General features: G+C 54.2%; 15 protein-coding genes and 3 pseudogenes. 10 read left to right on the top strand and 8 right to left on the bottom strand.

The features are described 5' to 3' along the window. Nucleotides 1-155 precede the first annotated feature (155 nt). The 8 genes and pseudogenes from CBE74_RS16235 to CBE74_RS16185 all read left to right on the top strand — a co-directional run bounded on the left by CBE74_RS16235 (nucleotide 156) and on the right by CBE74_RS16185 (nucleotide 9,176). Complete coding sequence (locus tag CBE74_RS16235) at nucleotides 156-1,154, top strand: TauD/TfdA family dioxygenase (RefSeq protein ID WP_087453621.1); 999 nt, start codon at nucleotides 156-158, stop codon at nucleotides 1,152-1,154. After that, nucleotides 1,151-2,141: pseudogene (locus CBE74_RS24575) on the top strand (ornithine cyclodeaminase). The gene CBE74_RS16235 and the pseudogene CBE74_RS24575 overlap by 4 nt, the downstream one beginning before the upstream one ends. Continuing rightward, nucleotides 2,135-3,242, top strand: a pseudogene (locus CBE74_RS24570) (type III PLP-dependent enzyme domain-containing protein). The pseudogenes CBE74_RS24575 and CBE74_RS24570 overlap by 7 nt, the downstream one beginning before the upstream one ends. Then, complete coding sequence (locus tag CBE74_RS16205) at nucleotides 3,239-4,309, top strand: cysteine synthase family protein (RefSeq protein ID WP_087453620.1); 1,071 nt, start codon at nucleotides 3,239-3,241, stop codon at nucleotides 4,307-4,309. The pseudogene CBE74_RS24570 and the gene CBE74_RS16205 overlap by 4 nt, the downstream one beginning before the upstream one ends. After that, entirely contained in the window at nucleotides 4,300-5,706 is a 1,407-nt protein-coding gene (locus CBE74_RS16200; protein ID WP_087453619.1) for an MATE family efflux transporter, read from the top strand. Before CBE74_RS16205 ends, CBE74_RS16200 begins: the two co-directional genes overlap by 10 nt. 375 nt (nucleotides 5,707-6,081) lie before the next feature. Continuing rightward, nucleotides 6,082-6,665 (top strand): annotated as a pseudogene (locus tag CBE74_RS24565) (Ltp family lipoprotein). Nucleotides 6,666-6,753: 88 nt separating this feature from the next. Continuing rightward, nucleotides 6,754-8,028, top strand: a complete 1,275-nt coding sequence (locus CBE74_RS16190) for a cation:proton antiporter (RefSeq protein WP_087453618.1) — start codon at nucleotides 6,754-6,756, stop codon at nucleotides 8,026-8,028. A 239-nt stretch (nucleotides 8,029-8,267) separates the two neighbouring features. Beyond that, entirely contained in the window at nucleotides 8,268-9,176 is a 909-nt protein-coding gene (locus tag CBE74_RS16185) for a DUF1906 domain-containing protein (protein WP_087453617.1), read from the top strand. A 43-nt stretch (nucleotides 9,177-9,219) separates the two neighbouring features. Here CBE74_RS16185 and CBE74_RS16180 read toward each other — a convergent pair whose 3' ends face one another. The 6 genes from CBE74_RS16180 to CBE74_RS16155 form a co-directional block, all read right to left on the bottom strand. Further along, nucleotides 9,220-10,038 carry a hypothetical protein gene (locus CBE74_RS16180; protein WP_087454851.1) on the bottom strand — a complete coding sequence of 273 codons (819 nt, stop codon included), beginning with the start codon at nucleotides 10,036-10,038 and terminating at the stop codon, nucleotides 9,220-9,222. A gap of 147 nt (nucleotides 10,039-10,185) precedes the next feature. Next, nucleotides 10,186-11,829 carry a solute symporter family protein gene (locus CBE74_RS16175; RefSeq protein WP_087453616.1) on the bottom strand — a complete coding sequence of 548 codons (1,644 nt, stop codon included), beginning with the start codon at nucleotides 11,827-11,829 and terminating at the stop codon, nucleotides 10,186-10,188. A gap of 2 nt (nucleotides 11,830-11,831) precedes the next feature. Beyond that, on the bottom strand, nucleotides 11,832-12,173 hold the full coding sequence (locus CBE74_RS16170; protein ID WP_087453615.1) for a DUF485 domain-containing protein: 342 nt from the start codon (nucleotides 12,171-12,173) through the stop codon (nucleotides 11,832-11,834). A gap of 421 nt (nucleotides 12,174-12,594) precedes the next feature. After that, entirely contained in the window at nucleotides 12,595-13,425 is an 831-nt protein-coding gene (locus CBE74_RS16165; protein WP_375167317.1) for an enoyl-CoA hydratase, read from the bottom strand. Between the two features lie 93 nt (nucleotides 13,426-13,518). Further along, a complete protein-coding gene (locus tag CBE74_RS16160; RefSeq protein WP_087454850.1) occupies nucleotides 13,519-14,379 on the bottom strand; it encodes an aldo/keto reductase in 861 nt (286 codons plus the stop codon). Between the two features lie 77 nt (nucleotides 14,380-14,456). Continuing rightward, entirely contained in the window at nucleotides 14,457-14,633 is a 177-nt protein-coding gene (locus tag CBE74_RS16155) for a hypothetical protein (RefSeq protein WP_166741008.1), read from the bottom strand. A gap of 327 nt (nucleotides 14,634-14,960) precedes the next feature. Here CBE74_RS16155 and CBE74_RS16150 point away from each other — a divergent pair, with 327 nt between their 5' ends. Next, complete coding sequence (locus tag CBE74_RS16150) at nucleotides 14,961-15,581, top strand: superoxide dismutase family protein (protein WP_087453612.1); 621 nt, start codon at nucleotides 14,961-14,963, stop codon at nucleotides 15,579-15,581. Between the two features lie 186 nt (nucleotides 15,582-15,767). Next, on the top strand, nucleotides 15,768-17,273 hold the full coding sequence (locus CBE74_RS16145) for a carboxyl transferase domain-containing protein (RefSeq protein WP_087453611.1): 1,506 nt from the start codon (nucleotides 15,768-15,770) through the stop codon (nucleotides 17,271-17,273). A 74-nt stretch (nucleotides 17,274-17,347) separates the two neighbouring features. On the opposite strand, the gene fkpA is transcribed toward CBE74_RS16145, so the two are convergent. Beyond that, a complete protein-coding gene (fkpA, locus tag CBE74_RS16140) occupies nucleotides 17,348-17,707 on the bottom strand; it encodes an FKBP-type peptidyl-prolyl cis-trans isomerase FkpA (RefSeq protein WP_013241465.1) in 360 nt (119 codons plus the stop codon). Nucleotides 17,708-17,890: 183 nt separating this feature from the next. Beyond that, nucleotides 17,891-19,186 carry a citrate synthase gene (locus CBE74_RS16135; RefSeq protein WP_087453610.1) on the bottom strand — a complete coding sequence of 432 codons (1,296 nt, stop codon included), beginning with the start codon at nucleotides 19,184-19,186 and terminating at the stop codon, nucleotides 17,891-17,893. Between the last annotated feature and the right edge of the window lie 651 nt (nucleotides 19,187-19,837).

Here is a 19,837-nt window from a genome sequence, read left to right as displayed (position 1 = left end):
ACCCTGATTGTTTCGAAATTACAACAAGTATTTTTGCTTTGACTTAAAGAACCGCAGGACCTCTTCCCACGCCCAGAATAATCTGGCAAGGCTGCCCTAAATATAACCCCTCCCGCCAGTGAAATTGAAAATAAATCCCATTTAAGCCTTTACGCATGATTGCAAAAAGGTTAGCCTCACCTCCATGCAAAAAAATCTTTATAGATGACGCACTCTCACACCGATTAATTAAATCTGCCGACGAACTCGCAGCGCTCTCGTCCATCAACGACCCCGAATCTGCCGCAGCCATCGATACGCTTCTCGACGATGAACTCGCCGATCTACGCGACGTTATCTGCCTCGATCCACGCCAACACGCCGCCCTCATCTCGGGACTTCCTTTCCCTGCGGTCAACGGCCCCACCCCGGCTTCGTGGCAAGAATGCCGCGGCAAAGTCCGAACGTGGCGGTTCATGCTTGCCATAGTGGCATCCGCGGTAGGACGTCCCTTCGGTTGGCTAGGACAACAAGAAGGACGCCTCATTACCGATCTCGTCCCCACCAAGGGCCAAGAAGCACAACAGGTGGGTGCGAGTAGCAGCACTTCCCTCACACTGCATACCGAGGATGCTTTTCATCCCCGCCGTTCTACCCACTTTGCACTGTTTGGGCTCCGCAACCCAAAAAAAGTAGGGACGACTTTAGCGCCTTGCGATCAAGCCTGGAAACACTTAGACGCGGATTCCCGCAAAGTCCTTATGACTCCCGGCGCGGTCATCCTGCCCGATGACTCCTACGCTGACTTTGACAACTCAGCCCCGGAGTCCATGACCGCCGTGTGGGAACGCGACCATGGTCTAGGTTTGCGTTTTGATCCCTCTTATACCGATCGTTCAACCGGATCACCACGCTGGTGGCAGGCCTATGAACAGCTCGCCGCAGCGCTCGATTCGGTGACATATTCAGTGCCCATCGAACCGGGGCAGCTAGTAATCATCAACAATGACACCTGTGTACACGGCCGAGTCCCCTTCACAGCAGACTACAACGGAACCGATCGTTGGATGCTCCGCATTAATATGATGGAGCACAATACCCAGCGTTTACCCTCTGAATCAGCAGAGCCCGGTTATGGGCAGCGCATCCGTTGCATCGACGGGCAGGTCCTATGACCAGCACACTCCGTATACTCCGCAGCGCAGACCTCGCCCACGTGGTAGTCGATCCCCAATCAGTTCTCAGCGCCGTGCGTACTGCGCTTACAGAGCTGGGGCGCGGGGATGCCGAATGCCCCGAAAAAATTACAGTCAAGGTTCCCACCAGCGTGAGTTACTCGATGCTGGGCCGTAGTTCGACGCTGTCTACCGTGGGTTTTAAAACTTCTTTCACGCACTGGGAACCACGCAACGCCGACGGGCACCGTGAAAAATCCTATGCAACCACGCTCACGCTTTACGACGACACCACCGGCGCCCCCATCGCCATGATGGATGGTGCCCCCATCGGAGCGTTAAGAACCCCCGCCGTCTCCGCAGTTTTGGCGCAGGCCGCTGGATGCAGCCCTACATCGACACTCGTTATCGGTTCAGGGGTCCAAGGACAACAGGCCTCCCCCTTCCTACTCACAGAATTTCCCACTTTGTCCCGGCTCATAATCTCAGGACATCACCCGGATAGTGTGGAAAGAGCAAAGGACCTTGCGTTGCGCTTAAAACAGCAGCGTCACGAGGAAGGGACATCACCGTTGATCTGGTCGATGACCCTGCGCCATTAGCACGCGAATGTGATCTTGTTATCGGGGCAGCCGGGCCCGATACTCCCGCGGTGGTTACCGCCAAGGACCTCCAAGAACATGCCACCGTCGTGGTGGTGGGTTATGGCATCGATGCCAGCGTCTGCCATCAAGCGGAGCGGATTATCACCACAAGCGAACGGCAGATGCATCTCACGGAACAGACTTTGCAGATGCGCACGGTGTTATGCCCGAAATAACTGCCGAGCTCCCCGCGCTTTTAGCTTCCCAACGCCCATTGCGGGCGTCGTCAGGCATTACTTCCTGTTACAACAGCGGCCTTGTCCTTACAGACATCGCAGTAGGTTCTGTTTTCGCGGCTGCAGCCATAGAGCAAAACCTTGGGGTGGAGGTGGACCTATGGTAGCCGCTCCCGTTTGTCGTGTGCCGATCCCCTCATGGCAGGAGGAATTAGCGCACTCACCGACATTGGAGAGCATCGCGCATGTCGCCCGTGGACCTTTCCACGTCCTATACCCGCGCAATTTCACGGACACGGCGAAACACTGGATCGACACCGCTGCAGATATCGGAATCGCTTTTGGTCTGCGCTTTGGCAAGAAATCCAACAAATCCGGATGCTTTGCGCCGTGCCTCGCCGATATATGTGCGCAGGGATACGACGCCGGAATCGACGTTGCCAGCACCAACGAGCTCCATGCTGCTCTCTGCGCAGGAGTGCCTGGAGAACAACTCGTGGTTACCGGCCCCACTCCAACCGCTGACCTTATCCGGCTTGCTACCTACCACGGTTCTCTTCTAACGGTCTCTAGGCCCGAGGACGTTGATGCGATAGCCAGGGTCATGCACGATATACAGCCGATAAAAAAGCTCAGGGTCATGCTCCGTCTTAGTTCTCGCGGACCACACACGCGCTTTGGTATGAGCCCCGAACAGAGTTATGCCGTAGCGCAGGCGTTAGAGTCTGGTCGCCACCGAGGCCTTCCTGTAAGCATCATCGGCGTGAGTTTTCATTGCAATGGATACGACTTAGACGAGCGTTAAAGACAGGGCGATTGCCCACGGAATCACGCTGCTGGCCGAGCCAGGAAGAAGTTTGTGCCAAGCAGTAGGAGCAAGCTACTTTCCCGTGCTCTCCTGCCACAGGCTTCCCAATGCAGAGGGAAACGTAACCGTTGTAGAGGGTACCAGCCTGAGCCTGTCTGAGCAGTGGTTTGACTCCGAGTACTACCCGGACCCGTATCTCATCCGTGCGGGGACAATCGTTGACCAGGGTGAACCCACGAGTTCCGCCGTGGCGGGATCTACATGCTTGGATGGCGATTACCTAAGCCGGAGGTTTATCCGCTTCCCCGACCGTCCCCAACCTGGCGACATTCTGGTCTATCCCGATACGGCGGGCTATCAGATGGATTCCAACGAATCCGCGTTTCATGGCAAAGAGCCTCCCAAAAAATTTGTCTTTTCCACTACCCCACACCAGCACTTCACAGAGGATTTTTCATGACCAACACCGTTGTTACCCGCGTATCCCAGCTCATTGGCAACACCCCGCTATTCGAGCTCGTCGCTACGCCTTCTGGAAGCCGAGTATTGCTTAAACTCGAACAATTTAATCCCTCCGGGAGCGCAAAAATTCGCATGGCGGAATCCATGATCAACGCCGCAGAAGCAGAGGGCAGGCTCCAGGCCGGCGGCACGATTGTCGAGTCCACCTCAGGAAACACGGGGCAAGGCCTAGCAATTCTTGCGGTTGAGCGCGGCTATAAATTTGTGGCTGTGGTGGATAACCACTCCTGTAAAGACAAACTCAATGCCATGAGCGCAATGGACACTCACCTCGAATATGTTGCGGCAGAAGGCGACGATGCGCTTGCGACCTCAGCACGCGAGGACTACGCCGAAGAACTTGGTCAACAACCCGGATGGGTTTTTATGAAGCAACACGACAACGAGGCCAATTCCAGGGGCTACTACCCCGCCGCAGACGAAATCATAGAAACGCTAGGACACTGCCCGTCTCATCTGATCAGCGCGGTGGGCACAGGCGGGAGCCTGTTCGGGGTGACCGAACGCCTTAATGAGCTGGGTTATCGGCCACACACTATAGGGGTAGAACCCGAAGGATCTATCGCTTTTGGCGGACCGGCGCATGATTACAGGCAATCGGGTACCGGTACTCCTGAGGGGGCCGTTATCGGCACTGCTGTACGCTACGATCTCCTCGATATGGGGGCAAAGGTCTCTGACATCGCTGCTTTCGCGGCTTGCCGGACGATCGCAAGGCATACTGGTCTGCTGCTCGGAGGTTCCGCCGGCGGAGCCGTTGTTGCTGCATTAGAGTTGCTTCCTACGCTGCCGGCTGGGTCCACGTCAGTAACCATGGTCTGCGATGGCGGCGAAAAATACTTGGATACTGTCTTCAACGACTCATGGATGCGCTCTCATAACCTGCTTGATTCCGACCTTGAGGAACAAATCTGGAAGCATATAACCGCATTGCGTGAGGGAGTATCCCCTGCCCCGCTAAAACTCACCCGAGTCTCTTGGTCAAAGGAAAAAACGTGCGTCTAGCTAGCTCTGGTTCACAAGATCCCGGCTTTTTACATAGGCAACTTCTGCGGCTTTCCCTCCCCTTAGCTGGGACCCAGCTGGCCAACATTGCGTTATCCACCACGGACACCATCGTGATGGGATATCTCAGCGTTGCGGCCCTGGCAGGTGGTGGTCTGGCGGTGATCTGGTTTAACCAAATTCGCACGATGGCGGTCGGCCTCCTTACTCCCTTGGGAAACCGTATCGCGCAAGTCCATGCACGCTACGAGCATAATCCCAGTACTGAGCTGCAACAAGAGATCCGCAATCTCACGCGCACTGGCCTGTTCTTAGCAACAGCGAGCGGGGTTATTGGTGCAATCCTTCTCGTCCTGATTAGTTACGCGCTGCCGTTGTTCGGCCAGCCGTCGGCGGTTACCGACGCCGCTATCCCCATGATGTGGGCTCTAGCCCCTGGTCTTATTCCGTGTCTCTGGTTCCAGGTATCACGGCAGTTTTGTGTAGGGCTAGGCAAACCACAATCGCTCTTGGGGATCACCCTCGCCATGGTCGTTGTCAATGCCTTGCTGAACTTTGCTTTTGCCTTTGGCTACGGGCCGTTTCCTGAGCTTGGTCTCGTAGGAATCGGTCTATCCACCACGCTCGTTCACTGCATATCTGCAGCCGCCTATTTCGTCTTAATCAACAGAAATCCTGACATTAACGCGTTCCACGCCATCGACTTTTGGCGTCGCGACGCAACCTCGTTCCGCTCCCAGCTCCTGCCGCATCTACGTACTCAGCTGCGTTTAGGGGCTCCGGTCTCAGCCACCTATGGCGCGGAAGCCGGCATGTTTTCGGTCTTAGCCCTCATCATGGGGTCATTCGGCGCTGATGCTCTTGCGGCTCACAATGTGGTGTACCAAGTTACGTTCATCGTTTTCCAAATCGGAATCGGTTTTTCCCACGGCAGCTCAATACTGGTCAGCCGTGCATTTGGGCTTCACGACGTCCACCTCTCCCGACGTATCGGTCTGCAAGCGCTAGCCACCATGATGGGAGTTGTAGCCATAGCCGCGATTTTTTTCCTTTTCACACCCGAATTTGTGCTCCGTCCTTTTATGCGTGATGCCACCCCCGAAGCACTGGCTCTCGCAGTGTCTTTGCTCATGATCGGCACGCTCATGGAGTTTGTGGATACTGGCCAAAACGTGGCAATCGGTGCATTACGAGGCATCAATGACACCTCAACAGGCCTTAAAGCTTCCCTCCTAGGCTATTGGGTTGTAGGACTTCCCGCTGCTTTAGCTTTTGCCTATGGTTTTCATCTCGGTCCTCATGGAATCTGGTGGGGTTTAGTCGCCGGGCTGGCAACATCGGCGTTCCTTTTATGGACCACCTTCCTACGAAAAACCCAGGCTCTAGAAAAGTCATAGGGCGCTACCTGCGAGTACGTACACCACAAAGATTGGTAGTTGTCCTGTAATTCAGGAACAGCTACCAATCTTCTTTTCTTTACACATAGGCCTCAAAAACTGGCTAAGACACCAACACACTTCAGCTAAAAAGTTTTAAAAACTTAGCATTTCCACTGGTGTAGCACCCATCTTCTTTCCTTCTTCGAACAATCCATCGCATGCTACACATCCAATTTCACAAGGGCTTCATATCTTCTATATCAGACAAGCACCGCGGTCCAGACTCTCGTGGAAACCGCGACCTATATTTTCTACGGATGCTGTGCTCGCGGTGTTTGTCACCCATGACAATCAATGACTATTCCCTCATAGTCCATGTTCAAAGGAGCACCGATGTCTGCACCTATCCCTCAGCCAACAGATAACCCATACACCCAGCAGCCTCCTGCAAAAAAGAAAGGTGGATGTTTTAAGTGGGGAGCCATCGCTGGTGGTGGTCTCCTCGTCCTTGGAATTGTATCTTCTCTGGGAGGTGGCGGTGACACCAACACTTCTGCAGGGTCCCCAACCACCCAACAGCAAGCTATAAACAACATTGCAGCAACGCCACAGCACAACGACGTTGCCACTGCGACTCAGACAACCGATGTTGCCGCTACCCCCGATGTCCCGCGTGAATTCAAAAATGCATTGCGCAGCGCCGAACAGTATTCAAAGCTCATGCACATGTCTAAAGCTGGTATTTACAACCAGTTAACATCCGAGTACGGGGAGAAATTCAGCCCCGAAGCAGCACAGTATGCAGTTGATACGATCAAAGCCGACTGGAGAACAAAAACGCACTGGAAACAGCAAAGAAATACCAAGACACTATGGCGATGTCTTCTGATGCAATTTACGACCAACTGGTCTCTGAGTACGGAGAAAAATTTACCCCCGAGCAGGCGCATTATGCCATTGACAACCTTCCGCAATAACATAGGTAGTTGAGATAGTAGCCCGGTATCGAGCCACCTTGCCCTGCCAATAAGGTTTTTGGGCAATGGTGGCTCTACCATTTATCCCATGTTGTATGCTTCTTCCGCGTTTTCTGCGGAGATTACTCTGGCGGCCGAAGCAAGCCAGACCGATACCCTTGTGTCCTTTGCGTGGATCATGGCGGCCGCGCTCGTAGCCCCGCTGCTCTCCTACGCCACGGGGAAACGTATCCCCGCCGTCGTGTTGCTCATCGCTTTCGGATGTCTCATTGGCCCCCACGTGCTGGGCTTGGCCTCGGAAGCCGGAGGCGTTGGATTAATCAAAGAAATCGGCCTAGGTATGCTCTTTCTTCTTGCCGGCTATGAGATCGATCCGGAAACCCTCCGTGGAAAGGAAGGACGATCCGGCCTTTCCACGTGGATCATATGTGCGGTGTTGAGCTTCCTCGGAGCTTTTGCCATCTTGGGCTTTGATAACTTTTCCACAGCAATCGTGCTTGCCATCGCCGTTACCTCCACGGCAATTGGAACGTTGCTACCGATTATGAAGCAACAGAATCTGCTGAACACCTCCGTGGGATCATCCCTCATGATTCATGGAGCAATCGGAGAAATCGCCCCTATTCTGGCCATGGCTTTATTGCTGTCGGCTCGCTCAACATGGATGACAGCTGCTGTCCTGTTCGTGTTCTTCCTCATCGCTATTGTGGTAGCCATTGTCCCCAAGACCGTGAAATTGTTCCTCCCATGGATGGGACGTGCGATGGTCGATGGGGCGGGATCAACAAACCAGACAGTCCTGCGACTCATCTTGTTAATGCTGGCCATCTTGATGGCTGTCGCAGCAGTCTTTGAATTAGACGTGGTCCTCGGGGCTTTTGCTGCAGGCTTTATCCTGCGACAAATGGTTCCCCAAAAGTACCGAGTAGCACTGGAACAGCGTCTAGATATTGTCGGTTATAGCCTGCTTATACCGGTATTCTTCATTTGTTCGGGTATGGCCATTGATCCCGCAGCAGTGGCAGAAAAGCCCTGGTTCCTCATCATTCTTATCCCGCTGATTTACATCACGCGCGGTCTTCCAGTCTTCTTGCGGGAGATGTTCTTTAATACTGGCTCGGGGCTAAAAGATTGGAGAGAAAAATTACAGCTGAGCTTGTTTGCCGCGGCTGCTCTACCGATCATCGTGGCAGTTACGGAAGTCGCCACGGCTTCCCGCATATTGAGCCACGAAAATGCGTCCATCATGGTAGCTGCGGGCTCTATCACTGTACTGCTCTTCCCCTTGCTCGCTAGTCATCTCAAGCCAGCGAAAGCTTATACGGAGTCCCCGCAACAGAATCAGGACGCCTCACATTCCTAGGCAAGACCGCTTTCTTGGAGGGTAGGGAGCACATTTAGTGGTGTGCTCCCCCTCGTTCTTTACGCCCAGAGGTGTTACTGTAGTTAAAACTATTGCCTGTAGCATCAAAATTCGCCCCACGAGGTTTAAACACATCCAAAAGCCTCATTTGTATCATGCGTCTGAGTTTTGCTGCCGCTGCATATTTCTGACCGACCCAGCACTTTTACACTGTTTGAAAGACAGGAAAGTCATTTAGCATGCCCAACTTTGATACTCCGATGTCCCGGCGTGGATTCCTCAAGGCATCTGCTGCCTTTGTCGGTGGCGCTGCCACACTGGCAGTGACTCCTGCCGCATCTGCCGCACCCGGACCGATCCTGGGAACCGTCATCGACTTTGCCGCCGGAGTTCCCCGCGCACACGATGTCAAAGCAGCAGGACATATTGGCGCCGTCCGATATGTTTCCCAACGTCGCCCTGGCACCGAAAACTGGATGCTTGGCAAACCAGTCACACTCGCAGAGACCACAGCCAATGCTGCTCTAGGACTCGCCACTGCATCTGTTTACCAGTTTGGCAAGGATGCTACTGCGGATTGGAAGCAGGGCGCCGCCGGTGCAGTAGTCCACGCACCACAAGCCATCGCCCTTCACGTCGGCGCAGGTGGCCCTAAAGGACGTCCGATCTATGTGGCGATTGATGACAACCCAACGCGCGCCCAATATGACCACCAGATCCGACCATATTTGCAGACTTTTGGCTCGGCACTCAGTGCCGCTGGCTATAGCCTCGGCATCTACGGCAACTACAACGTGATCGACTGGGCTATTGCTGATCGTCTTGGCTCTTTCTTCTGGCAACATGATTGGGGCTCCAACGGCCGCATCCATCCACGCACCACGATCCACCAGAAAGCTGGATACGCAAGCAAAATCTCCGGCATCGGCGTGGACATCAACAATGTGTACGCCTCGGATTGGGGTCAGTGGCTCCCCGGCACCGCCCCGGCAGCACCGCCTTTTCTTCCAGGCAACCCCGCTCCCGTAATTCCGGGTCTCCCCGATCTCCAGCAGCTCTCTTCTCAGCTTCCTATCAATATTCCTGCACCGCAGCAGGCGCAGATTAACGCTGCACTTGAGGTGCTCAAGATGATTAGCCCGCGCTAGGACCAACATCAAGCGGCGGCCTTAACACAAGGTCGCCGCTTAGTTATTTCCGCAAGATCTGATGCTGAACCAGATCGGTCAAGTCTTTTTGTGTTCCCACCACAGCTGCAGCCACGACAAAATCGGCTCCGAAAGATACCGACGAGTGCAGATCTCTGTCATTTGACCAGCCGAGTTTGGTTCCTTCCACCCCAGGTAGCGTGTACGTACCAAAATCCTGCACAGTGCCGTCGCTTGCTTTGCTTGCAACCGACCGCATCGCGGAGAGAACTTTAGACTCGGGATTCTCCCGCAACAGCTGCACAATAAAATGAACCACGTCATACGTTGACGTATATGAATAACCCCAGCGACCAACAGTTTTTGTAGCCTCTAAGCTGTATTTCCTAGCTGTTGCGTCTATGCAATCTGGATAGGCGTCGAAAAGCGCGTCTGCTATATCGTCGTCCGTTTTTTGGATCATCCGAACAGCTTTTATTTGTTCTTTGCGAGTTCCATGCTCAAAAACATAGTCGGCGATATACAGCTTGCTCAGGCTTAGCGCCGGCCGTGCAGTTCGTTCTGCCGCAGTTCCACGGTGCTCTCCTGTGCGCACATTCACATATGTAACTTGGTCGCGCAGCCAATCCACACCAGACGATTGCAATGGCTCCGCGGTATCAAACACGAGTGGTGCGCTGGGAATATCTGCGGCCGAGGCCTTGGGCTGACCGAGAGTAGCCAGGGCAGAATCACCAGAAGGTCCCTCCCCCGAGACAAAGGGAAGGGACACAAGAGCGGCCGCGGAAACAATCAGTGGTACACACTTCCACCGCGGTAGATACGGCGCGCAATATTCTGTCGCACCCGAACCACTATCCATGCGGACAATAATAGTGTCCGACGCTGATCGCTCAACGCCGGACACCACCAGATACCCCGAACACCGCGGCAAGCTCCGGTGATGACTCACCGCGGAGGTCTGTGAACGGAAATCCGTTAGGTTACGGGGATGCGACTAGGTTCGGGACTAGTGATCCACTGGAGCTTCGACACCAACACCGGTGAGGGAACGAACTTCCATCTCAGCCTGCAGGTCATCAAAGTTATCGGGTTTGCCCACCAAGGTTCCGATGTAACCAGCTAGGAAGGCCAGCGGGATAGAGACGATGCCGGGGCTGGTCAGCGGGAACCAAGCGAAGTCTGCGCCCGGGATCATCGATGTAGGCGACCCCGATACTGCTGGGGAGAAGATAATCAGCAACAGTGCCGCACCGAGTCCGGTGTAGATCGAGGCAATGGCACCCGTGGTGTTGAACTTCTTCCAGTACAGCGAGTACAAAATCGTCGGGAGGTTTGCAGAAGCTGCGATAGCAAAGGCAAGGGAGACCAGGAAGGCCACGTTTTGCTGCATCGCCAGGATGCCCAGGGCGATAGCCGCGACACCGATCACGATAACGGTGATACGAGAGACGCGCACCTGCTCTTCCTCGGTGGATTGTCCGTCGCGAAGCACTGCGTCGTAGATATCGTGAGCCACTGATGCAGAAGCAGTAATGGCAAGGCCAGCCACCACGGCGAGAACCGTAGCAAAGGCAACTGCAGAGATCAGAGCCATGAAGACAGGGCCGGCAAGTTCCAGAGCAAGGAGTGGGGCTGCGGCGTTAGCATTACCCGGCGCGGCCATGATGCGGTCCGGGCCAACGAGAGCGGCTGCACCGAACCCGAGGACCAGGGTCATCAGGTAGAAAGCACCGATCAACACGATTGCCCAGGTGACGGAGCGACGTGCTTCCGTTGCGGTTGGCACCGTGTAAAAACGCATCAACACGTGTGGCAGACCTGCTGTACCCAAAACCAACGCAATACCGAGCGAGAGAAAATCAAGCTTGGACGTTGCAGTCGCGCCATACTTCAGGCCTGGCTCCAAAATCTGGGAGGCGTCGTAGCCCTTCTTGGCCAGGTAATCGGAAGCCGCATGCGTGGAAACAGCCTGATCGAAGAGGTTGGAGAGCCCACCCTTGACCATCACAAAGACCAGAATCGTCATGATGGTCACGCCACCAACGAGGAGCACAGCCTTGATCATCTGGACGTAGGTTGTGCCTTTCATGCCACCGATCAAGACGTAGACGATCATGATGACGCCCACGACAGCGACGACGATCGACTGGGCTGCTTTGCTGTGCAAGTCGAGAAGCACGGAGACCAGCGCACCGGCGCCCGCCATCTGAGCGATCAGGTAGAACAGCGACACAAACAACGTGCCAAAGGCCGCAGCCACACGGACTGGCTTCTGCTTGAGGCGGAAGGAAAGAACATCGGCCATAGTGAAGCGGCCAACGTTACGTAGTGGCTCTGCAACGAGGAGCAAAGCGACGAGCCATGCGACGAAGAAGCCAATGGAATAGAGGAATCCGTCATAACCACTGAGGGCAATGGCTCCAACGATGCCTAGGAAGGAGGCAGCAGAAAGGTAATCGCCTGCGATAGCCAAGCCGTTCTGTTTTCCGGAGAAGGATCCGCCACCGGTATAGAAGTCAGAGGCTTCTTTGGTGGATTTACCTGCACGCAGCACGACGGCCATCGTGATCACGATGAAAGCGACGAAGACGATAATGTTAAGGACTGGGTTTCCTGCAGACGATTCCGCTGCAACATAAGAGGTGGTCATGTTTAGCCCTCCATTTCTTCACGAATCGCACGTGCACGCGGCTCGATGTTCTTGTTTGCGTACTTGATGTAGATCCACGTGATCACAAAGGTGGTCACAAACTGTGTCATTCCTAGGATCACGCCTAAGTTGATCGAGCCAACCACTTTCGTCCCCATAAAATCTGGAGCATAGGTCGCTGCGATAACGAATACGAGGTACCAGACGAAGAACGCGATGCTCATCGGGAAGGTGAAGGAACGATATGTTCGCTTCAGCTCCTTGAACTGGGGGCTCACTTGCATGGCACGAAACTCTGCAGCAGTTGGCTGCCGCACGCCATGCGCCTCAGTTGGTGCACTCATCTCGAATGCTCCTTTCCTCTGAAGTGTTCGGGGGTTTCAGACGTTGAGAGTCCAACCCGTGAGATCCGGGTCACAAACTCAATGGGTAAAAGTTACCCAAGTCACAAGATATTTGGATAGTAAATTTTCTAAACCTCCCTACCCCTAGCGTCCCAGCCACCCCCTCAAGCACCCTTTTACTGCACCAACACGGACGCAAGCCCACCCCCACATTTGCCACAATCAGTCTTTTGCAAATTTTGTTAATCCCGTATCCGCAAGTTTTCGCGGCTTTAACTTCTACCATTTGCCTTATAAAGCCCCACCCCGCTGGGCCTCACTGAGCGCCACCGATCCCCACCGCCGCATCTTGACCAACAGAAAAGGCGGGCCCCATATAAGGACCCACCTTTATGCACAGCAGCCAGTAACAACCGCAGGATTATCGCCCCTTAAACTGCGGCACCCGTTTTTCCGCCCGCGCTTGCCGGGCCTCCCTCATGTCCTCGCTAAACCAGCACTGAGAAAATAACACTTGCGATTGCTCATCCAACGCATAGTCGGTCTCACCGTAATTAAGCGCCCCCTTGAGCTGACGCACGGCAAGAGGCGCCAGACCAGCTACCTCATGAGCAAAAGCAACCGCTGCGGCATGGTCACCTCGGGATAGAGCGAATCCACTAGCCAAGGCAGCATCAGAGGTCAACGTTGCACCAGCAAGCAACAGGTTCCTAGCAAAGGCACCACCACAGAGCTTTTGTGCACGCCCTATCGTCCACCCATCAAGCGCAAAGCCCAAAGAGGCAGCAGGAACTTTAAACCATGCCGACTCCCCAACAACGCGGAGGCCGCATGCCAGCGCAAGCTGCATTCCGGCACCCACCGCAGGGCCCTGCACATTAGCTATTACCAGCACCTTTGCCTGAATAATCGAGTGCAACATGGCAAAGAGTGCATCATGAAAATCGGAACCATACACCGCTCCATCCGGGCCTTGCTCTCCCGCAGAACCAAGGTCTGCGCCTGCGCAAAATGCCCGCCCCACTCCGCTCACGACGACCGCGCGCACCGATGCATTATCGACGGCCGCAGCCGAAGCCTCAGAAACCGCATGCGCAATCGCTAAGCACATATCACGAGAAAGAGCGTTCCGACGCTCATCTCTATCTATAACTATGTGACGTACAAAGCCATCAGACGACACCTTGACAGTTTCTATCCCGCCCAGAGCATGCAAGGCCTCATCCTCCCGATCATGTTCAAGCAATCCTATCTTCTCCTCCTACACGGGGTCCTTTTCACTCTTCACAGCACAGTCACTCCGCATTAGAGTGGGCCCTTGTACATCTGGCGGGCGTCGAAAAGCTTAATCTTCCAGGCCTGGCCATTCGCGCGGATCAGGGAATGCTCTTCCACCGGTCGCGTCGAGTGCGGTGATTGCCTTCAGCTCTTCTTCACTAAGTTCAAAATCAAAAATATTGATATTTTCGCGCTGTCTATCAGGGTGAGCGGACTTGGGAACGACCGAACATCCCAGTTGCACAACCCACCGCAATATAATCTGAGCAGGCGATTTTCCGTATTTCTTTGCGATTGCGGCAACGATCGGCTCGTTCAACGACTCTCCGTGTCCCAACGGCGACCACGCTTCCGTAATCACCCCAAGTTTACGATGAACCTCCCGTTGATCAGGTTGAGAAAATCCCGGATGCAACTCAACTTGGTTCACCGCAGGGGCAATACCCGTCGCACGAGTTATCTCTTCGAGCACGTCAGGGTAGAAATTAGCCACAGCCACTGACTGCAATTGACCCAAGCCCTGTAGCTTTGCCACGGCTTCAAATGTCTCTACATACAGCCCCTTCTGCGGGCACGGCCAATGCACCATATAGCAATCGACATAGTCGAGGCCGAGTCGGGTAAGAGAATCCTGGAACGCACGCTGAACTTTATCCGCGCCATGCATGTCATTCCACGCCTTCGTAGTGATAAAGAGCTCATCCCGGGTCACATCACCAGCAGCAATTGCGTCTTGAATAGCCCGGCCCACCTCCTGCTCATTTTTATACAGCGCGGCGGTGTCTATATGGCGATATCCAAGATTAATTGCGCTGCGTACTGCGGTAACGGCATCTTCACCGCGTAATTCCCACGTCCCAAGGCCAATAATGGGCATCTCGGTGGCGTCATTGAGCGTCACGGTAGGAACGGATTGTGCATCAATCATCATCATTCACCTCTCAGGAGTCACGCAGGCTCAAACGTTGAAGACGTTAATCAGCGGCGTTCTTGAGGATCGCCCGTTTAGCGTCGCACTACTACCTTGGAGCCGATCTTAGAGAAAACCAAGAAGCTTCGCTTGGCATTCATCCGTTCTTTGTACATTCTTTCCCCATCTGCCAGCAGCCCCTCCCCGATCTCCTCGTCTCCCACATCCACCGGCAATAGAAAGCTACAGAAGATACGGACACTGCGAGCCAATCGACGTCAACCCTCTTATCACTCCACTTATTAGCCGGAGAGAATCGAGCGATAGTCAAGCACTATGTCTCAATCGATCCCCTCCGTTTCAATGCTTTTGCCTATATTTTTGACATTCATCTCAGCAGTCAAAAAACTTTCTTGACAACAAACGGCCAGTTCAGGGCCATATATTTCCAACACAGGAACATTAAAACAAGGGCAATATATATACAATTCTCAGTTTTCGCTACAATGTACCCAACAGCTATCGCGCACGCGCATACTGTCTCGCTAACCACAATCGTGGTTAGGGCTTTAACAGGTAATTTCCACGAAAGGAAAAACATGTCTCGCACATTGACACTCCGCGCTGCAGTAGCACTGGTCGGAGTTTCAAGCATTGCAGTCCTCAGCGCTTGTTCGAACTCAACAACAACAAAGGACTCCGCAGACAAAGCCATGACCTCCGCGGCTTCCACCGCAACCAACTCACACGCTTTTGCCACCGCCGAGCTAAAGAACCAATCCGGCGAAGGCGTGGGCACGGTTGAGTTCACTAAAACCGCTGCGGGTACCAAAATCACAGTGGCAGCAAAGGGACTGACCCCTGGTTTCCACGGCTTCCATGTCCATGACAAGGGCGTCTGCGAGGGCAACTTTAAGTCTGCCGGCGGACACCTTCATGGCAAGAATCAGCCACACGGTGATGGCTACCACCCACACGCAGGCGATCTTCCTTCCGTGCTCGTTAACGCAGATGGCACAGGACACCTTGAGGTGGTCACCGATGCTGTTGATGAAGAGCTACTTTTTGGCGCAGATGGGACGTCCCTGATTGTTCATGAAGGACGCGACAACTATGCCAACATCCCAGAGCGTTACGCACCTAACGGCCCAGATGAGGAGACCCTCAAAACTGGCGATGCCGGCGCCCGTGTCGCCTGTGGTGTCATCACCAAGAAGTAAAGCTCCTAAGGCTTTCTGATCTCGCAGCCCAATCCCAACAGCAGGCCCGTGCACAGGACTTCCCCGTTCTCATATGTGCACGGGCTTTCGCTTATTCAGACTGGCCTATTGATTCGCCGATACCCCCGACAGCATTGCGCCCGCGTTCCCGCATCTTTTCTTGCTTAAAACCGTTATCGTGGTCACATGACGCGCACATCTGCACACGATTTGATTACTGATGTTCTAGACCACGGCTCTTTTTATTCATGGGATACACCCCCACGCTATGGAGAAATTTCCGAAAGTTATCAAAGTACTCTGGCTAATGCACGAGAAAAATCTGGCGTAGATGAATCTGTTATCACCGGGGAGGGCACTGTCTGTGGGTATCGCGTAGCCATTATTCTCAGCGAATTTTCTTTTCTCGGTGGTTCTATCGGTGCAGCCACAGCCCACAGGATCATCAATGCCATCCATCGCGCTACGGCTGAGTGCCTTCCCCTGCTTATTTCTCCTTCTTCCGGCGGCACTCGCATGCAAGAAGGGACTCCTGCATTCGCGCTTATGGTGTCCATCACCACGGCGGTCTATCGACACAAAGACGCGCACCTGCCATTTTTGGTGTATCTGCGCAACCCCACTACCGGCGGAGTAATGGCTTCCTGGGGATCCGCAGGGCACTTTACTTTTGCCGAGCCAGAGGCACTCCTAGGTTTTCTCGGCCCCCGGGTAGTAGAACTCACCACAGGTACCCCGATTCCCCAAGGGGTCCAGTCTGGTGAAAACCTTGCGGCCAAAGGCGTCATAGACGGAGTAGTGTCTCCCCAACAGCTACGAGCAGCACTGAACAAGATTGTCAACGTATTGCTCATTCCTTCCACCACGAGCAGCCATACGCAGCTCCCAACTCCTGAACAAAGCTCCGTCCCCAGTGCATGGGAAGCTATCACGGCTACGCGCAGAAGCGATCGTCCGGGAATCCAATCCTTGTTATCTGCGATAGGCGAAGCCAACTACATTGAGCTCTCAGGAAGCGGCGATGGAAGGATATCGCCATCTGTGATCGTTGCCCTGGCCCGGATTGAAGGCCGCACGGTAGTCGTCGTTGGACAAGATAGACACGCACAACCCCCCTTTGCAGATTCCCAGCTAGGAACAGAGGCGTTACGATGCGCCCGGCGCGGTATTCAGCTAGACCACGACCTGCAGTTACCGCTACTTTCAGTCATTGATACTCCCGGCGCTGAGCTAAGCGCACATGCCGAGGAAACCGGGATGGCCGGCTCAATCGCCCGTACGCTGGGAGAGCTCGTCTCCGTTGATGTTCCCACGGTCTCCGTTATTTTGGGCCAGGGCTGCGGCGGGGGCGCATTGGCGCTGCTTCCCGCGGATAAAGTTTTGGCCGCCACTCATGCTTGGCTAAGCCCACTGCCGCCCGAGGGTGCGTCCGCCATCATTTATCGCGATGTTGACCACGCCCCAGCCATGATGGAAGAACAGGGAGTGTCTGCCTTCGCGTTAACGTCGGCAGGCATTGTCGACGCAATCATCCCCGAGCTACCCGATGCTGCAGAAGAACCCCAGCTATTCGCCGAACGGGTGCTCCATAGTGTCTCCGCAGCATTCACAGAGCTGCAGCTCGCTCCCCAGCGAGTAGGAAGAGAGCAGCGCTTACGCCACTATGAAAAGCTTGCCGACGCCCTCAGCTAACGGCCACGACAATCAAGAACCGCGCTGTTTTGTTCAAAACAGCGCGGTTCTTGATTTATTCTACGTGGAAAGAATTAGCCCACGTTGAGCAGATCGATCATGAACACCAACGTGCGTCCGGACAATGGGTGTCCACCGCCTGCTGGGCCGTACGCTGCCTCTGGTGGGATAGTGAGCTGACGACGCCCGCCCACTTTCATCCCTGGGATTCCTTCTTGCCAGCCTGCGATCAGGCCGGACAGCGGAAACTCGATGCTTTGGCCGCGATCCCATGAGGAATCGAATTCTTGGCCGGTTTCAAAGTCCACACCCACGTAGTGAACCTCGACGAGTCCACCAGGCTGCGCTTCCGGACCATCGCCTTCGACGACGTCAAGGATGACAATGTCCTCTGGCGCCGGACCTTCGGGCACCTCAATCTGGGGCTTTTCCATGGATCTCTAACTCCTAGGATCGTTGAATGGGGATGAACCCGGATTCCTAGCCTGCCTCGAACAGCTGAGGGCAAGACGAGGCACGCGAAAACCGAGCGCGTTTATTCCACTTTACTGGGAATTCACGCGCTCGGCCTCAAAATGCAGCTCAGCAAGCTTTGTGAGGAGCTGGTTGTGTGTCGCTTAGCGCTGTTCGCGTGGCGTCACTTTACGCAAAGTCTCACCGGTGTAGATCTGGCGAGGGCGGTTGATCTTGGTCGTGGTTGCCAGCTGCTCACGGTACTGTGCGATCCAGCCCGGAAGACGACCAATAGCAAACAACACGGTGAAGAAGTCCGTCGGGAAGCCCATTGCCCGGTAGATCAAACCAGTGTAGAAGTCCACGTTGGGGTAGAGCTTACGGGAGACAAAGTAGTCGTCGGAAAGCGCAATCTCTTCCAGCTTCATGGCTAGATCCAGCAGCTCGTCGCCGCCTAGGTGCTCCAAGATCTCATGCGCAGTTTCTTTCACGATCGCAGCACGCGGATCGTAATTCTTGTACACGCGGTGGCCGAAGCCCATGAGGCGAACGCCTTTTTCTTTGTTCTTCACGCGGTTCATGAAGTCGGTTGCGTCGCCGCCGTGGTTCTGGGCGATATCGTCCAGCATTTCCAGCACAGCCTGGTTGGCACCGCCGTGCAGCGGGCCGGACAGTGCGTTGATGCCACCTGCGATGGCAACGAACATGTTGGCCTGTGCAGATCCGATCATACGGACTGTCGATGTAGAACAGTTCTGCTCGTGATCTGCATGCAGAATAAGAAGCTTATCCAGGGCCTTAGCCACCACTGGATCGACCTCATAAGGCTCGGTGGGATAACCGAACATCATGCGGAGGAAGTTCTCACGCGCATTCAGAGAGTTGTCCGGGTACAGGTACGGAGCACCTTTAGAAGCGCGGTATGCGTAGGCCGCAAGCATCGGAACCTTGGCCAGCAAACGAACCGTTGCCTTATCAAGCTGAGCCTCATCCAGCGGGTCCAACTGATCTTGGTAATAGGTGGAAAGAATGTTTACTGACGATGCAAGAACAGACATCGGGTGGGCGTTACGCGGGAAGATATTAAATTGTGCTTTGAAGTCCTCGTCAAGGAGGGTGTGGTGACGGATCTCGGAGTTAAAGCTATGCAGCTCCTCCACGGTAGGGAGATGCCCCTTAATAAGTAGGTAGGAAACCTCATTGAAGGTTGCGTTCTCTGCAAGGTCTGCGATGTCATAGCCGCGGTGGCGCAGAATGCCGTTGTCGCCGTCAATGTACGTAATTTTCGACTCGGTCGAACCGGTGCTGACGTAACCGGGATCGAATGTAACGAGACCGGTCTCAGAGAGCAGTTTGTCTAACACAACGCCGTCGTTGCCCTCGGTTGCGTGAATGAGGTCCATCTCATATTCGCCACCGGGGTAGTGGAGTACAGCTTTGTCTTTGTTGTCAGTAGCCACAGCTTCCCTTTCAATTTGTACTTAAATTAACGCCTATTCAGGTGTAGAAGGACGCCGTATTAATCGTTAAAGACGAGACGCCGTTGCCCAAAACTATAACCTTTTCGGACTTTTAGCATCGGCACGGTGTCTCCTTATACGACGGCTGGAAGGTATCTCTACCCCCATTCAGCACGTAGTGTCCATCGGGAAAGTATCTAAATAAGTGCAGGTTACCGCACCCAGTCAGAGCAATCTAGCGCTAGGTGCCATCATTCTTTTCACGAAATAACGGCACCTATCCCAGCCGAGCGGTAGCCAACAACTGAACATACAAAGTTTACTTTATGCGTTACTTCATTAATAAAGATGTTGGCCAGCTTTACAGCTTTTCGGTCGAGCAATTCACAGCTTAGCAAATTTTGTGACTCACCCTACATTGCACCGTTTCACCCCCAGCAACAACCCCCAACATGCTGCAAAAATCATCCACCACACCCCCTCAAGCAACCCCGGCCTAACAGCGTCCTGCAATGATGCAATTTGCTAATCATTAAACCTAATTATCAACAGAAAAGACCTAGTAATTTATGCGCTTTGCCGGTACTATTCGGACTGGCTGTGACATTCAACTCACACGTTTCCGTGAGAACCCGAGGCAGCTTCCAATCT

It is taken from the genome of Corynebacterium silvaticum (assembly GCF_002162115.2).
Classification (GTDB): domain Bacteria; phylum Actinomycetota; class Actinomycetes; order Mycobacteriales; family Mycobacteriaceae; genus Corynebacterium; species Corynebacterium silvaticum.
Note: the sequence above shows the minus strand (reverse complement) of the source record. Positions and strands in the feature narration are given on the sequence as shown.

Excerpts from the sequence above, each read along its gene's own strand:
- CBE74_RS16160 (WP_087454850.1), bottom strand. The coding sequence starts at position 14,379 with ATGATTGATGCACAATCCGTTCCTACCGTGACGCTCAATGACGCCACC.
- CBE74_RS16145 (WP_087453611.1), top strand. The coding sequence starts at position 15,768 with ATGACGCGCACATCTGCACACGATTTGATTACTGATGTTCTAGACCAC.
- CBE74_RS16190 (WP_087453618.1), top strand. The coding sequence starts at position 6,754 with ATGTTGTATGCTTCTTCCGCGTTTTCTGCGGAGATTACTCTGGCGGCC.
- fkpA (WP_013241465.1), bottom strand. The coding sequence starts at position 17,707 with ATGGAAAAGCCCCAGATTGAGGTGCCCGAAGGTCCGGCGCCAGAGGAC.
- CBE74_RS16180 (WP_087454851.1), bottom strand. The coding sequence starts at position 10,038 with ATGGATAGTGGTTCGGGTGCGACAGAATATTGCGCGCCGTATCTACCG.
- CBE74_RS16175 (WP_087453616.1), bottom strand. The coding sequence starts at position 11,829 with ATGACCACCTCTTATGTTGCAGCGGAATCGTCTGCAGGAAACCCAGTC.
- CBE74_RS16205 (WP_087453620.1), top strand. The coding sequence starts at position 3,239 with ATGACCAACACCGTTGTTACCCGCGTATCCCAGCTCATTGGCAACACC.
- CBE74_RS16185 (WP_087453617.1), top strand. The coding sequence starts at position 8,268 with ATGCCCAACTTTGATACTCCGATGTCCCGGCGTGGATTCCTCAAGGCA.
- CBE74_RS16170 (WP_087453615.1), bottom strand. The coding sequence starts at position 12,173 with ATGAGTGCACCAACTGAGGCGCATGGCGTGCGGCAGCCAACTGCTGCA.
- CBE74_RS16235 (WP_087453621.1), top strand. The coding sequence starts at position 156 with ATGATTGCAAAAAGGTTAGCCTCACCTCCATGCAAAAAAATCTTTATA.
- CBE74_RS16150 (WP_087453612.1), top strand. The coding sequence starts at position 14,961 with ATGTCTCGCACATTGACACTCCGCGCTGCAGTAGCACTGGTCGGAGTT.